Origin of the sequence: Acinetobacter sp. ANC 4654 (genome assembly GCF_002135425.1) — a bacterium.
In the GTDB taxonomy this organism is placed as follows: domain Bacteria; phylum Pseudomonadota; class Gammaproteobacteria; order Pseudomonadales; family Moraxellaceae; genus Acinetobacter; species Acinetobacter kyonggiensis.
Genome location: NZ_NEGL01000004.1, coordinates 80,045 through 96,259, shown reverse-complemented (window position 1 = coordinate 96,259; position 16,215 = coordinate 80,045). Strand labels below are relative to the sequence as shown.

The window sequence follows — 16,215 nt, the reverse complement described above, 5'->3', positions numbered from 1 at the left end:
TAACTTATGTGTGTCACATGCATGAATCCAATATTTTCTAAAATCTGTTTTTTAATTTTGGCTTTACCAACTGCTTCTATTGATCCAAAACGACGAATCAAAGAAGGCGATTACTTTTGCCAATCGGTATTTAAAACTAAGTTGAATATTCATAAAAAAATCCCCTCAAGCTGAGCCTTGGGGGGAATGGAGAGTACCTTTTATTGTTATTATTATGCTGTGCGAACGTCGTTAAGCTGACTTCGCTTGAATTGCCAGTGCTTGCTGCTGTTTTGCTTCAAGTTCACGAACCAAGGGTAAAACGTTCTGACCAAAATATTCGACTTCTTCAATAAAGTGTAAAAAACCAGACAGAACCAAATCGACCCCCACACTTTTGAGCGTAACAATACGTTCTGCGATTTGTTGCGGTGTGCCAATCAGATTGGTTTTAAAGCCATCGTTATACTGGACTAAATCTTCAAAGGTTGATTTTGCCCAGTTGCCTTCGCCTTCAGTGGTTGAGGCCCCCGCTTCACGTGTGGCATCACCAAATGCATTGACCGCCTGAATGTTGGCTTTATCAATAATTTCTTGCAGTACCGCCTGCGCTGCTTCTTCAGTATCACGGGCAATAATGAACGCATTGACACCAATTTTGACCTGATGACCATTCAGTTTGGCTTTTGCACGAATATCATCAATTTGCTTTTTCAGTTCCTTCGGTGTATTGCCATTGGTAAAGTACCAATCGGAAACGCGCGATGCCATATCACGAGCAGCACGTGAGCTACCCCCTTGAAAAATTTCGATATGTGGTTGCTGCACTGGTTTTGGCTTTAAAGTGTAATCTTTAAATTGGTAATATTTACCCTCAAAACTAAAATGATCTTCGCTCCAAACACCTTTTAAACAACGGATAAATTCCTCAGAACGTACATAGCGTTGGTCATGCTCTGGCCATTCTTCACCAATGGTATCGAACTCGCCACGGAACCAACCACTCACCACATTAATTGCGATACGACCCTGAGTGAGATGGTCAATCGTGGCCAATTGTTTTGCGGCTAAAGCGGGTTTCCAAGGACCCGGCAAAATTGCCGCAATCACTTTGAGTTTTTCAGTTTTTGCCAATAGCCCGTGGCTGAAACTCACAGATTCATGCTGATTGTCCGCACCATAACCCGCAGTAAAACGAATTTGGGTAAGGGCATAGTCGAAACCACTTTTTTCTGCGGCTTGTGCTAAACACACATTATATTCATAGCTCCAATCTGTGCGCTGTGTGATATGACTGACCACCAAACCACCGCTGACATTCGGAACCCAATAGGCAAAAGTAATATTTTGATTTGGTTGAGTCATATCTCTACCCTCTCGCTGGATGTATTCACTTATGCCACTTGAGGCTTTGGTGCTTTTTTATGATGTAGACGAGATTCTGCGGCATCTAAATTGGGCACTGCGGCAGAAGGTAAAACGTCATCTTGCTCAATTTGTGTATTGATGCCCAAGTTTTGATTGGCCAGTTGAGTTTTTTCTTTCACTACCTCTGCACGTTGACCTTTCGCTGGTGCCCATTCCAAAATAGGCAATGCACGTGCGACAGCCAAAGTAATACGGTCGCGCAAGAATTCACTGTGAATGGTGTATTCAGGGGTGAAATCTTTATCTGTTGCATACACACCGATCGGTAAAGTCTGTGCTTGGAAGAAGCTAAACAATGGACGTAATTGATGTTCAAGGACCAAAGCATGACGTTCACTGCCACCCGATGCAGCTAAAAGAACAGGTACATCAACCAATGCAGTTTGTTCAACAAAGTCAAAAAAATGCTTAAAAAGACCCGTAAAAGAGGCACGATAAACAGGTGTTCCGACGATGAGGGCATCGGCAGCTTCAACCGCAGCCAAGTCATCTTGTACCCGTTGTGGCAGTTGATTACGGTAAATGGCACCCCCCAGTAAATGACCAATTTCACTGAATTTAATAAAATGCACATGAATGGGGGTGGCTTCACCTAATTCATTCAGAATTTCTTGCACGAGAGCTTCTGTTTTAGATGGGTTATTTAAGCCACCGGATACAGCGACAATGTTAAGCGGTTTTTGTTGATTAAGAATGGTCATGAACGTAGAACCTAAGTTGAATCTCGGAATAGTGTTCATTTATCAGCATTGCAGAAGGTGCTGTAAAATAAAGAAAAAAAAATAGGTTATCTGTTTTTAAGATATAACAGTTTTTAAAATCATGAGGTCAAAAAAGGTGATTTAATTATTTGAAAAGTAAAGTTATATTGGATTTGAATAAGCATTTTCGTTGCATGAATAAAATTTATATCAAAATGTGATTAGATTTGATGATTTTTGGAAAAACTAAAAAAAAACTAATTTTTTTATAAAATAATGGCATATCGCGTAAAAAAAGTGATTCCTGCATATCCTTAACGATGATTGTGTGGTTAGAATAGCCATCACTGTGCACAAGATCTTTCATGTCGCTTATGAACATTTTAATCGTTGATGATCATCCGTTATTTCGTCATGCTTTAATTCAGGCAGTTCGTTATAGCTTACCGCAAGCTCAAATTAATGAAACAGCTGCAGTAAATGAGTTGTATGAACGTTTAGATAACGGACCAGAACCAGATTTGGTTTTATTGGATCTGAATTTACCGGGGGCTTCGGGCTTTTCCGCTTTGGTTCATGTGCGTGCACAATATCCTTCGATTCCGATTATTGTGGTTTCTGCACACGAAGAAGTTTCAATCATTCAACGTGCGATTGCGCATGGTGCGATGGGTTATATTCCAAAATCAGCCCATCCAAGTCATATTGGTGAAGCAATTCGTCAAGTGCTGGAAGGTGAAATTTGGCTACCACCCAACTTACCTGCGAATTTGAGTTTTGATCCACGTGCGGCAGATGAAACTGCGTTGGCAGAACGAATTCAATCACTTACGCCACAACAATTCCGCGTTTTAATGATGGTTGCGGAAGGGTTATTAAATAAACAGATCGCCTACGAGTTAGATGTTTCTGAAGCAACGATTAAAGCGCATGTCACAGCAATTTTCCGTAAATTGGGTGTACAAAATCGTACGCAAGCGGTCTTGGCGATTAGTGCATTAAATATTGAAGAAAAGAAAATATGATGTTCTGAACACAGTATGAAATAGAAAAAGGCACTTCATGGAAGTGCCTTTTTTATGGGAATAAATTTTTGCAATTTAAACAGGGAAAAATTTAACCTAAATCACCCAGCTTTTTTTAGGTGTGAGGTCTGTGCAAAATAATGGATTGAGTGCGCATTGTAGATCATCAATCTGTTCTTGAGAAACATAGGATTTTTCTTTCAGATATTCAGCAACGCTATCATCACGTAGGCTTAAAAAGGCCGCATCATAGACCCCTAAGTCGACAAATAAAGCAGCTGTTTCTAAGCTGTTAAAATGGTCTAGGTAGATGTCATTGCCATACATGAGAAAAATATGATCTTCACGATTATCGGCGTTTACAGCCAAGTGCTGGGCCAATTCAAAAGGCGAGGTTTTAATAAATAACAGGTCTGATAATTCATCAAATTGTGTGGTATCTAATAAATTTTCATCGGTTTTGACCTTGCCAAGCCATGCTTTAAACACCAGCACAGCACCACCACGGAGTAACATGCTCCAAATTTGATGACGTACAGCATCACTTAAGCCATTCGATTCAGCCTTTAAAGATTGAACCAATTTATCTTCTTGTTCAGCCAGTCGTTCAAATAGACCTAAGCCTTGTGGTTTATGGGCTGCTGGTGTAAATACATCAAAATTTAAATCGGCAAATACTTGTAATGCAAGAGGTACAGCACTTTGGTACAAGGTGTTTAAAGCTTGAATATGGGTGTCATTCAACTTGCTGTGTTTAAATAATTCAGTCCATTGAATTTCGGGTAACAGGGCATTGGTCCCATATTGACGGTAAAATTGTTGCGATTGATCTAAATCATGATTTCCAGCTTGCGAAATGTTCATCTTCAAACTCCTGTGTTTTTGTCTGATGATCAGTTTCCGTGAGCAGCGTTTTTTCAGATGTGCCTGTTGCGAGATAAAACTGATCTTTTATTGCTTTTATATATGGTCTAGCAGCGCACTGAACGGAATACGACTAAAGTTCTAGATTGGCTTTTTTAAATAAAAAATGTTTTTAAAACAATATTTTGAAAAATTGTAACCAAGTGTACATGTGTTCACTTAAATTTTGATCTTCTTTGCCATAGAAAATACAAGGTTGAAATTTTTAGTCAATTGAATAGCGCTTAAAATGCAATTTTTTGAGCAGTTTGGCCTAAACAAAAAAATAAATTGTCAGTGCGGCTGACCAAAGGTGTATTTGGGTCTTAAAACGTCCATTTCATCAAGTTGAAATGGACGTTTGATTTTGCAGTTTAGGATTCAGAACTGGAAATTTTTAAGCCAGACAGCCATGAACGCAGGGATGCAGGTTTTAACGGTTTTTTTAGCAAGACAATATTGAGTTCTTTCAAATGTTGCGGAAGTTCAGGATCAGAATCTGCCGTAATGAGCGCGACAGGAACTTGTTCTTGACGATTTTCCACAATGAAATCTAAACCAATTTTATGGTTATTCAAATGTTGATCGACCAACCAGACTTGAATATTCTCTTGCTGAATCAGAATTAACGCTTGCTCAGGTTCAGTGGCTTTAAAGACTTGATAGCCCCATTTTGTCAGTAGGGTAGACATGCCTTCTAAAATGGTTTCATCATTATCTAAGCATAAAATTTTATAGGCCTTGCTTTTCAATGGAATGGCCTGTGTTGGTATGGCAACCACTTGAGGTGCTTCTACAATTGGCACTTCAATCATGAAACAAGAGCCTTTGCCATATTCAGAATAGACATGTACAGGGTAGTCCAGTAGGCTGGTCATACGTTGCACAATGGCTAAGCCCAGTCCAAGACCTTGTTCACCCCAAGGTGAAGTGTGCCCACAACGCTCAAACTCTTGGAACAGCTTAATGCGTTGTTCTTCAGCAATTCCCGGACCCGTATCCCATACCCCTATGCGAATATGCTGTGGTTTTTCCGCAGAACGCAGAACTCCGACAATGACCCGACCTTTGGCGGTATAACGTAAGGCGTTACTGACAAAATTTTGAATAATACGGCGAATCCATTGGGGATCGGTATCAATCCAGAATTGGGCATCATGGACGCTAAATTGAATGTTACGCTGTGCTGCAATGGACTTAAATTGCAGTTCTAAATCACTGAGTAAGTCATGTAGTGGATAAGGTTGACGCTTGGGTTGAATGGTGCCGCCTTCTAAACGGGCAATATCTAACAAGGCTGATAACATGCTTTCAGCCCCATGTAAGGCACGGTCAAGCTGTTGCAGAGTCTTACGGTCTTCATCCGACTGTACACTTTGCTCTAATGCTGTGCTAAACAACCGCGCAGCATGCATTGGTTGTAGTAAGTCATGGCTGGCTGCTGCAATAAAGCGACTTTTTGACATATTGGCGCGGTCAGCTTGTTCTCGTGCCAATTGTTGCTCGGAAAGGGCATTGGCAAGCTGTTGAGTACGATCCTGTACACGTCCTTCAAGTACCGCTTCATTTTCACGGAAAGCGGTAATATCGGCAAAAGTCGTAACGAAACCACCGCCTTCAATCGGGTTGCCACGCATTTGAATGACCCGACCATCTTTACGAATGCGTTCAAATTCATGTGCACTTCCCATTGCCATCCAATGAATCCTTTTCCGCACATGTTCTTCCACTGAACCGGGACCACATTCGCCACGTTCTGCGTTATAGCGAATTAAATCGGCAATTGGGCAACCGACATAGACAATGTCCTTTGGATAATCAAAAAGTATCAGGTATTGATTGTTCCATGCCACCAAGCACATATTTTCATCCACCACACTCACCCCTTGGGTCATGTGGTCAATCATGGTCATAATCAGATTTTGGTTAAAACGCTGCCATTGCGAGGCTTGGTCTAAAATATTCGCGACCTGCCCCAAGGCTAAACCATTATTGACCATGGCTGTGGTGAGTAGTGTTCGTGCGGAAGCTGAACCAATGGTTCCTGCCAGATATTGTTCTGTGAAGCGCCACCACATGCCATTGGCACTGCTATTTTCATTCAAGATGACATTATTTTGCGCACAGAATTGTTGAAAGGCTTGTGTGGCTGGCCCTTCACCAGTAATCCGTTTGGCCAAGGCCATTAAGTCCCCTACTTTTAGACGGGCAACGTCATGATTCAGATAGCTCATATCTGTTGAACTGGTATGCGTTGGTAAGGGCTTGGTTTCGTAATAGAAAAAGCTTTCCGCTTGAATTTGTTCAGCAATACTGGGACGAAAGATTCGCGAGACCCAAACATACAGCAGAATGTTGAGACCCAAAGACCAGACTACACCATGAGTCAAAGGGGCAAAAGACTGAAAACCCAGTAAGGCTTCTGGACGTAACCAGTTAATTGCTAAAGGCCCGAGGTTGAGGAACTGATGGGTGAATTGGCTATATTCAGCAGGTAAGCTGCGCAGTATTGTAGGTAACAGTAAAGTGTATGACCACATGAAAAAGCCAGTCAGCAGCCCAGCATATACCCCTTGTTTACTGCCACCTCGCCAATATAGTCCACCGATCAGAGCAGGGGAGAATTGGGCCACTGCACTAAAGGCCAGCAATCCGAAAACGGAGAGTTGGTCAATGTCATTAAAGAAATGGAAGAACAAAAAACCCAAGAGCATGACGGCTAAAATACAGACGCGACGGGTAAATTTCAGTACCAACGGCAGACGTTTGTCATGGCGTGAAAGTAGGCCTGTACGCCATAATGCCGGCATAATCAGGTCATTGCTGAGCATAATCGACAAGGCGACCGAAGACACTAACAGCATACCTGTAGAGGCAGAAAAACCACCTAAAAAAGCCAATAGGGTTAACCAGTCTTGGTTATAACTCAGCGGCAAGGAAAGAACAGCGACATCGGGAATCGCTAAAAAGTGCGGTGCAGCATGCAAGGCCCAACTGGCAATCGGGATAATGGCAATGGTTGTGAGAATCAGATAAACGGCAAACCAACGACGTGCCCCGCGAATATGTTTTTCATCGCGTAATTCAACCACAGCGACATGGAACTGGCGTGGTAAACAAATAATCGCCAGTGCAGCCAGCATAGTCTGTACCCAAAAGGTATCTGGCACACCAAAAAGCTGAACTTGCTTAAAGGTATCGGCTACATCACTGGAAATTTGTCCCAGATTATCGGGTGCTTCAAAAACAAAAAATAAGGCAACACACAATAAAGCAAATAATTTCACAAAAGATTCAAAAGCCACAGCCAGCATTAAGCCGCCATGTTGTTCGGTATTGGCAATTTGCCGTGTACCAAACATCATCGCCAGAATGGCTAAAATACCTGTCAGAAAAAGTACCCCATTGGTGGTGCTTTCTATGTTCGTATCCTGTTGTAAAATTACGGCAGCACTTAAGGCAATGGCTCTGAGCTGTAAAGCCAAATAGGGAATAATGGCAATGACGGCAAGAATCGTCACCAAAGATGCCAATGGTCCACTTTTGCCATAACGTGCAGCAACAAAATCGGCAATCGAGGAAATGGCATGGTGCTGACGAACTCGACCTAAACGTCGCCAAATATCATAACCGACCCCAACAAAAATCAGTGGTCCAAGATAAATGGGTAGAAAGATAATACCTTCACGAACAGCAGCACCTGTCGCACCATAAAAGGTCCAAGATGAACAATACACGCCTAGAGTTAGACTAAAGAGTAACATGCGGCCACGGGTGCTTAATCGACTCGCGTGCTTTTCCCCAAAAAATGCACAGATAAAAAGTAATGCGATATAGAGGGCGAGAACCCCGATGATGAGCCAGCTATTCATATTGCCTACAGTCTGAAACTATGACGTCATGATACTCTATCTGATAATCTGACCAGTGCAATTGGTTAAAATTTAACGACCAAAGTATTAATTACAACAACCCAACAAGATTGTTAAGTTATACAACGTAATAATTCGAATTAAAAATAGCACTTATGATTGGGTGCAAACAGGAGTATAGGTTATGGATGAGAGACAGGTAGAGCAAATTCTACAGAATCCAAAGTTTAAGGAAATGGTTGCAAGAAAAAGTCGTCTGAGTTGGACACTTACTGCAATTATGTTGTTTGTATACGTCGGTTTTATGCTGCTCGTAGGTTATAACAAAGAATTTTTAATGACTTCTTTCACTGGTGGCGTGACGACGATTGGTATGCCACTTGGTTTAAGCATCATCGTATTATCATTTATACTTTGTGGTGTGTATTCCTATATTGCGAATAAGACCCTTGATCCATTGACAGAAGATGCAATGCGAGAAGTAAAAGCAATTGCCAATGAAAAAGGACAGCATTAAGATGAAATGGAATTCATTGAAAGCTCAAGCACTTGCAGCGTCAACACTGCTTATGTCAGGTATGGCAATGGCAAGCCCAGATTTAGGCGAGGCTCAACAGCAAGCGACTAACTGGCATGCCATTATTATGTTTGTTATTTTTGTTGCGTTTACTTTGGTGATTACCAAATGGGCAGCAAAACAAACCACAAGTACGCAGGACTTCTATACTGCTGGTGGCGGTATTTCAGGTTTCCAAAATGGTTTGGCCATTGCCGGTGACTATATGTCGGCAGCGTCATTCCTTGGTATTTCAGCGCTGGTATTTAGCTCAGGTTTTGATGGTCTACTGTATTCACTTGGTTTCATGGTGGGTTGGCCAATTGTATTGTTCTTGGTTGCAGAGCGTTTACGTAACTTAGGTAAATATAACTTATCTGACGTTGTGTCTTTCCGTTTGGAAGAAAAACCGGTCCGTACTCTAGCAGCAATCAGTTCATTGGTTGTCGTTGCGTTCTATCTGATTGCTCAGATGGTGGGTGCTGGTCAGTTGATCAAATTACTCTTCGGTCTAAACTACAACATTGCTGTAGTGATCGTTGGCTTACTGATGATGGCTTACGTGATCTTCGGTGGTATGTTGGCAACGACTTGGGTACAGATCATTAAAGCAGTTATGCTTTTATCTGGCGCAACGTTCATGGCCTTTATGGTTATGAAAGGTGTTGGTTTTAGCTTTACCAATATGTTTGAACAATCGATTCAAATCTTCAGTAAAGTGCATGACATTGGTCTAACGGAAGCTGGAAATATCATGGGACCGGGTAAATTGGCTGCAAATCCAATTGACGCGATTTCATTGGGTCTGGCGTTAATGTTCGGTACAGCAGGTCTGCCACACATTTTAATGCGTTTCTTTACAGTAAAAGATGCCAAAGAAGCACGTAAATCAGTGGTTGTTGCAACAGGTTTCATTGGTTACTTCTACCTTTTAACATTCATCATTGGTTTCGGTGCGATCCTTTACGTATCAAACAACCCACAGTTTATTGATGTTGCTAAAATGGCGGTTACTGGCAAGTTAGAGCTTGTTGGTGGTAACAACATGGCCGCAGTTCACTTAAGTGATGCTGTTGGCGGTGACTTGTTCATGGGCTTCATTTCAGCAGTGGCATTTGCAACGATTCTTGCAGTAGTTGCTGGTTTGACATTGTCAGGTGCATCAGCAATTTCACATGACTTGTATGCAAACGTATTCAAGAAAGGTCAAACGACGCCTGAATCTGAACTTCGTATGTCTAAAATTGCAACTTTAGGTTTAGCAATTTTTGCCATGATTTTGGGTATTTTGTTCGAAAAACAAAACGTTGCCTTCATGGTTGGTTTGGCATTCTCAGTAGCTGCTTGTGCGAACTTCCCAGTCCTTGTACTTTCAATGTTCTGGAAAGGTTTAACCACACGTGGTGCCGTTATTGGTGGTGTTGTTGGTTTAGTGACAGCGGTAACGTTGATTATTCTAGCGAAAGCAGTTTGGGTAGATACACTGGGTATTTCTGATAAAGCAGTGAATCCATTTAATGGTCCTGCAATTTTCGCAATGCCATTGTCATTCTTCTGCTGCTGGTTGTTCTCTGTGACTGATAGTTCAGCACGTGCAGAAGCAGAACGTAAAGCATTTGATGCGCAGTATGTACGCTCTCAAACAGGTATTGGCATCTCTGGTGCATCGGATCACTAAGACTTAAAATACAAGCAATAAAGAAGTCCCTTAGGGGACTTTTTTTATGCACTGCATTTTTTGATTTATGCAAATTATCTACTGATTCAGTAGACGCATATAAATTCAATTTAAACTTTATTTTTGCATCGGATCATGGCTTTTACACCGACAGTTTGAATTCGGTTATCCGTTCATTTTGTATTGCTACTTTTAGGCTCAAAATCTATTTGTAACTTTTATTGTGGCAAAGGTCAGTCGTATTTTGTGCCCAATTCATGCTAAGTTAATCAGATTCAAAAAAGAAAACACTGAAATAAACAAAAATAGAAATATCTTGGAGTGGTAAATGCAGGTGCTTATTGACGTTTGGAAAGTTTTTCGCTTATTGCCCTCTGCTTGGCTCATTTTATTGCAATTCATTATTTTAATCTTATCTATCACAGTCAATTACAGCATGACCTATCGAACTTTGACTTGGGTTTTGGGCGTCTTGGTTTTACTGGTGATCGCTAAAGTGATTCGCCAAACCCCGATGTTTACCATTTTAGGACTCAGTTTCGTGAGTGGGGCGGTACTTTTTTCTTTATTGATGTTATTGGGCTTCGATCATCGAATGGTTCAAGTGATTGCCCATGGTTTTGAAGCCGCAGCTTATTTTAGTGCAGCCTATGGTTTATTACGTTACATGTTTGAAGACCGCTATTTAACCAGAGATGAAATGTTTGCTGCGGGTGCAGTATTTACCTTGCTGGCTTGGGGGTTTGCATTTTTATATAGTATCTGCCAGATTTTAGTCCCTGATAGTTTTCAAAATCCCAATATGAGCGGTATGCAGACGTGGCTTAATTTATTGTTTCTCAGTTTTAGTTTGCAATCAGCGACTGGATTATCAGATTTAATGCCGCTGAGTGCGCCAGCACGGGTGTTAGCCATGCTACAAATGTTCTGTGGTGTGATGTACTTAGCACTGATTGTTTCACGTCTCATTTCCCTGCAATACATCGCCCATTTACCTAAAAATGATCAAGAACATAAATAAAAAACGAGCATGAGAGTGTTACAGGAATGTAACTGCTTTGTTTTGATCATTAATTTATGATGCTTTTGAGTTTTTATTTATTGCGATTGAACTCGTCTTTTATTCATCTTCGATGAATGCTCTGTTTGACCTTTAGGTCTGTCACGTTAATTAAAATATAAAATGGGGGATTTATGCCTTCCAAAAATGCATCATGGTTTGCTAATGTCAATCCAAATGTCTTTTTAAGTACCGTCGCTATTATTGTTATTTTCCTTGCAATGGTAGTTTTAGCACCCAATTCATTTGAGCTTATCACTCAACAATTAAATCAGTGGGTGACCGATTCCTTTAGTTGGTTCTATGTTTTATCTGTTGCCATTTTTCTGATTTTACTCATTTATATTGCATTGTCAGATATGGGTAAAATTAAATTGGGCCCTGACCATAGTCAACCTGCGTATAGTAATGCTTCATGGTTTGCCATGCTGTTTACCGCGGGTATGGGAATCGGGCTGATGTTTTTTGGTGTCGCAGAACCCGTCATGCACTATGTTTCTCCACCCACAGGTGAAGCAGAAACCATTCAATCTGCACAACAAGCGATGCGTGTGACTTTCTTTCATTGGGGTTTACATGCTTGGGCGATTTATACGGTGGTTGGATTATCACTGGCTTATTTTGCTTATCGACACAATCTTCCACTCAAAATTCGTTCATCTTTATATCCCATTATTGGAAAAAAGATTTATGGCCCTCTCGGGGATGCGGTGGATACCTTTGCAACAATTGGTACAGTTTTTGGTGTTGCAACCACATTGGGGTTTGGTGTCACTCAAATCAATGCAGGGCTGCATTACCTGTTTGGCATTGAACAGTCTGCGACAATACAAGTGATCTTGATTGTGGTGGTGAGTGCGATGGCATCCATGTCGGTATTTTTAGGATTGGATAAAGGTATTAAACGGCTTTCTGAGCTGAATTTAATCCTTGCACTGATTTTACTGCTGTTTGTATTTTTCACCAGTTCATCTATTTATTTACTGCAAACCACCATTCAAAATGCCGGACAATACATCTCCAATTTATTTGCGATGACCTTTAATTTATATGCCTATCAACCCAATGGCTGGATTGGCGGTTGGACGATTATGTATTGGGCATGGTGGATTTCATGGTCACCCTTTGTTGGGATGTTTATTGCCCGTGTTTCTAAAGGTCGCAGTATTCGTGAATTTATTGTTGGTGTATTGCTTATTCCGACTGGATTTACCCTAATTTGGATGGGTTTCATGGGCAATGCTGCGTTATATAGCATTTTACATGAAGCAAATCATGCGCTGGTCTTGGCTGTTCAGCAAGATTCATCGGTTGCATTATTTGAGTTTCTACACAGTTTGCCTTTCTCTGCCGTGATGAGTGTATTGGCGACCTTTTTGGTGGTGCTGTTTTTTGTCACATCGGCAGATTCAGGTGCTTTGGTTACCGACTATTTAACCGCCAAGTCTGAAAACTCTCCAATATGGCAAAGGCTATTTTGGACTGTACTGATGGCTGTTTTGGCCATCGTTTTATTGTTGGTCGGTGGTTTAAGTGCGTTACAGTCTGCGACCATGATGAGTGCCTTACCCTTTACTTTTATTCTGTTGTTGATTTGCTGGGGACTATTAAAAGCCTTGCATTTAGAGGTGACCAAAATGAATGCCTTGCAACAGGCACGCATTACACCTCGAGCGATTCAGAATCCGCGAAGCTGGCAACAACGTTTAGGTTTGATTATGCACTATCCGCATAGTGAACAGGAGATTCAGCACTATATTGACTCTAAGGTGTTAAATGCATTTAAAAGTGTACAACAGGAGTTTCAGCGTCGTCAGCTTGAGGTTTTAATTCAAAGCATTGAGGGGGGTGGAATGGAGCTCAGAGTTGATCATCACAATGAAATTAATTTCGTTTACCAAGTGGTTGCGCAAGAAACGGTGCCACCCAGTTTTATGGCAGAAGCCACGCTAAATGAAGTGAAGTACTATCAAGCAGAAGTCTTTTTAAGAGAAGGCGGTCAAAACTATGATGTGATGGATTGGACGTTGGAGGATCTGTTGCAAGATATTATTGACCAATATGAACGCCATTTACATTTCTTAAGTTTAGTCAGAACCGCTGAATAAAAAGCTAGAAATTAAAAAAAGGACTCACATGGAGTCCTTTTTTTAATTCAGTTTCTAAAATGAATTAGAAGCGGAATTTAGCATTTACGCCAACAGTTTCAGTATCACGTACTGAACCTTTTTCAGCATTAGCGCTAACATAGTTTGCGCCAACAGCGACTGCTGGAGTAATGAAGTAATTTACGTTTGCACCCCAAGCTTTGTTTGGAGAATCACTGATGCTTGATTCAGCATAAGATGCGCCAACGCTTAATTTAGGGTTTACAAATAAGTCAGTTTTGAAACCGTAAGTTTTGTATTCAGCAAATAATACGTTGGTTTCGAAACCAATGGCCATATTCGTACCGTCAATCGCACCCACGTATTTAGTACGTGCAGTAACTGCGTCTTGGTCACGGGCAATCGTTTTCGATTCTAAAGCAGCTTTCTCAACACCGTTAGACAGGATGTTGAAAGCATCATACGAAGTTTGGTTCGGTGCGCTAGTGTAACCTACAGCAACCAAGAAGTTAGGCACAACGACAGCACCAACTTCAACTGCATAGCGGTCGCCATGGTCATCAGCTTTGTTATCTTTGTTGTCAGTAATAGTGTTGCTATAAGACGCGCTAGCGTATACAGGAACAACTTTAGTTGGAATATAAGCTTCAGCTTTAGCACCGATAGTATGAGATACGAAGTCAGCCTTGTCAGCATTAACGTCGTATTCGCCATAGTTGTAAGCTAAAGATGCGTTAGAAGCTTGGTTTAAGAATGCTGCTTCAGCCAATGGACCTTTTGACGCGTCAACATTTTTGAAATAGTAAGTTCCTTGCACAGCACCCGTAAAATTCTTGTCATTTACAGTGTTGTCGATGAACTCAGATTGACCTTGAACTTCAAATTGATACGCTTGAGCACCGGTCATGGCTAATAATAAAGCAGTGGCTAAACCAAGTTTTTTCATAATAATTACCAGTTCTGTTAAAAATGGATTAAACAGCAGCCATTGTATTGTAACAAAACATTAAGTCAATGAACTAAAACAATATTGTTTTATTGAGTTTTTACTCTAAATAGTGTAATTGATTTAAAAGTGTGCAATTGAAATATGGCATGTCAACGCTAAAAAACCTTTTTCAGAACAAAAGAATATGGGCATTAATACAGTTGAGCTGATGGAAAATGGATGAAATGCAGATGATTTTTAACAATGTTAAATTAGATTAAATATTTATTATTAATAGTAAAAAACAATTAATATGCGCTGCTATAGCGTGAATGATTTGTCATATTTTGAATAGAATGTAGACCATATTCAGAAAACTGGGCTAAAAATAGCCATTTAATTGCTTAAAAAACAAGCATATTAATATGTATTTTGTGAAATAGTTCACACTATTGTTTTATTTTGTGCTGAATTTAAAAAACCAACCGCTTTAATAGGCTTTACTTATTTGGTTATTTTTTACATAATTCACCTATCAGGTCATACTACATTGAAATAATGTGAACATGATCTGATTCTCCACAGAGAAAGTTTTTGTTTTATATGCCCAGCTTTCCCCAAGGTTGGGCTTTTTTTTTATCAAAAAAATTCTCTTACACTTTCTTTATTTGTCAGCAAGACAGCATTTAAATCTAAAAATAATTCATAAAGTCGTGTAATTACTCCAGCTCTATTTTTGAATTCATAAATCAATCATTCAGTCTTAGACCTCATATAGATAAAAAAGATGAATCCTGAAATATTTATGCGCTAATTTAGTGCTTATTTATCATATTTTAGAATTGTTGAGTCATTTTAAAGCATAAAAAAACCCAGATTTCAAAGAAAACTGGGTTTTTTTAGCCAAAAATCTCGGGAAATCAAAAATCCTGCTGAGGGATGACTTAGATTTGCCCTAATAAGGTGCATTATGCACTAAATTATGGCATGTGTAAATATTCCCTGATCACTGTCATAAAAATAATTCGTATGTGCGTAATTGATACAACGTTTTGTTGTTAGATTTGATAAAAATATCTATTTATTCTATCGAGACTTTTTAGATGCAACAGGGGTTATTTTACTTCGGCTGTTTATTGCTGTTAACGCAATTAAGTGCTTGCCACATGAACATGGCACAGATGTCTGATCAATCCGTGCAAAAAATGGTTTCAAAGGCACCATCTGAACGCCCAGAAGAGATTAAGGCATTGTTCAATTCTGCAAACACATCAGCCGTTTTTATGACTTATGACGGTCAGCAGTTTGGTTATTATGGTAATAGTTTAGCCCGTGCTAAGAATGCCTATATTCCAGCTTCAACTTTTAAAATATTAAATGCTTTGATTGGTCTTCAGCATCATAAAGTGAATACTTCAGAAGTGTTTAAATGGAAGGGTGAGAAGCGTTCATTTTCTGCGTGGGAAAAAGACATGAATTTGGCGCAAGCCATGCAGCTTTCAGCCGTTCCCGTGTATCAAGAGCTGGCTAGACGTATTGGGTTAGAGTTGATGCAGAAAGAAGTTTCTCGACTTGGTTTTGGCAATCAAAAAATTGGTCAACAGGTGGATAACTTTTGGCTGGTTGGCCCTTTAAAAGTAACCCCAGAACAAGAAGCAAAATTTGTCTATCAGTTGGCAACAGAGCAATTGCCTTTTGATGTGAAAGTACAAAAACAGGTCAAAGAAATGCTTTATATTGAGCGTCGTGGTGATACAAAACTATATGCAAAAAGTGGTTGGGGAATGGATGTAAAGCCCCAAGTGGGATGGTACACAGGGTGGGTTGAACAACCCAATGGACAGATCACTGCTTTTGTTTTAAATTTGGAAATGCATGATGGTGATGATGTGGGCGAACGTAAGCAGCTTACTTTGGATGTGTTGGATAAGTTAGGATTATTCTTTTATTTACACTAAAAGTGGGTTTATTCATAAT

The 16,215-nt window shown here is 40.2% G+C and carries 11 protein-coding genes; 6 read left to right on the top strand and 5 right to left on the bottom strand.

Translation table 11 applies throughout. From position 1 onward, the window contains the following. Nucleotides 1–231: 231 nt before the first annotated feature. Nucleotides 232–1,344: a dimethylsulfone monooxygenase SfnG gene (gene sfnG, locus B9T24_RS08130; protein ID WP_086165313.1), complete on the bottom strand. Its 1,113-nt coding sequence runs from the start codon at nucleotides 1,342–1,344 to the stop codon at nucleotides 232–234. A gap of 29 nt (nucleotides 1,345–1,373) precedes the next feature. Continuing rightward, complete coding sequence (gene msuE / locus B9T24_RS08125) at nucleotides 1,374–2,108, bottom strand: FMN reductase (RefSeq protein WP_086165312.1); 735 nt, start codon at nucleotides 2,106–2,108, stop codon at nucleotides 1,374–1,376. A 374-nt stretch (nucleotides 2,109–2,482) separates the two neighbouring features. On the opposite strand from msuE, the gene B9T24_RS08120 reads away from it, so the two are divergent. Continuing rightward, complete coding sequence (locus tag B9T24_RS08120; RefSeq protein WP_086165409.1) at nucleotides 2,483–3,133, top strand: response regulator; 651 nt, start codon at nucleotides 2,483–2,485, stop codon at nucleotides 3,131–3,133. A gap of 96 nt (nucleotides 3,134–3,229) precedes the next feature. Here B9T24_RS08120 and B9T24_RS08115 read toward each other — a convergent pair whose 3' ends face one another. Both B9T24_RS08115 and B9T24_RS08110 read right to left on the bottom strand, forming a co-directional pair. Beyond that, nucleotides 3,230–3,997, bottom strand: coding sequence for a hypothetical protein (locus B9T24_RS08115; RefSeq protein ID WP_086165311.1), 768 nt, complete (start codon nucleotides 3,995–3,997; stop codon nucleotides 3,230–3,232). Nucleotides 3,998–4,410: 413 nt separating this feature from the next. Continuing rightward, nucleotides 4,411–7,908 (bottom strand): PAS domain-containing hybrid sensor histidine kinase/response regulator, encoded by a 3,498-nt coding sequence (locus B9T24_RS08110; protein WP_086165310.1) that lies wholly within the window; start codon nucleotides 7,906–7,908, stop codon nucleotides 4,411–4,413. 184 nt (nucleotides 7,909–8,092) lie between these two features. Between B9T24_RS08110 and B9T24_RS08105 the strand changes: the two genes are divergently transcribed. From B9T24_RS08105 to B9T24_RS08090, 4 genes are all read left to right on the top strand, one after another. After that, nucleotides 8,093–8,425 (top strand): DUF485 domain-containing protein, encoded by a 333-nt coding sequence (locus tag B9T24_RS08105; RefSeq protein ID WP_086165309.1) that lies wholly within the window; start codon nucleotides 8,093–8,095, stop codon nucleotides 8,423–8,425. A 1-nt stretch (nucleotide 8,426) separates the two neighbouring features. Then, complete coding sequence (locus B9T24_RS08100) at nucleotides 8,427–10,142, top strand: cation acetate symporter (protein ID WP_086165308.1); 1,716 nt, start codon at nucleotides 8,427–8,429, stop codon at nucleotides 10,140–10,142. A gap of 328 nt (nucleotides 10,143–10,470) precedes the next feature. After that, nucleotides 10,471–11,163, top strand: a complete 693-nt coding sequence (locus B9T24_RS08095) for an ion channel (protein WP_086165307.1) — start codon at nucleotides 10,471–10,473, stop codon at nucleotides 11,161–11,163. 173 nt (nucleotides 11,164–11,336) lie between these two features. Continuing rightward, entirely contained in the window at nucleotides 11,337–13,310 is a 1,974-nt protein-coding gene (locus tag B9T24_RS08090; RefSeq protein ID WP_086165306.1) for a BCCT family transporter, read from the top strand. A gap of 64 nt (nucleotides 13,311–13,374) precedes the next feature. Here B9T24_RS08090 and omp33-36 read toward each other — a convergent pair whose 3' ends face one another. Next, complete coding sequence (gene omp33-36 / locus B9T24_RS08085) at nucleotides 13,375–14,256, bottom strand: porin Omp33-36 (protein ID WP_086165305.1); 882 nt, start codon at nucleotides 14,254–14,256, stop codon at nucleotides 13,375–13,377. Between the two features lie 1,085 nt (nucleotides 14,257–15,341). Between omp33-36 and blaOXA the strand changes: the two genes are divergently transcribed. Next, on the top strand, nucleotides 15,342–16,196 hold the full coding sequence (blaOXA, locus tag B9T24_RS08080; protein ID WP_143223740.1) for a class D beta-lactamase: 855 nt from the start codon (nucleotides 15,342–15,344) through the stop codon (nucleotides 16,194–16,196). The last annotated feature ends 19 nt before the right edge of the window (nucleotides 16,197–16,215 follow it).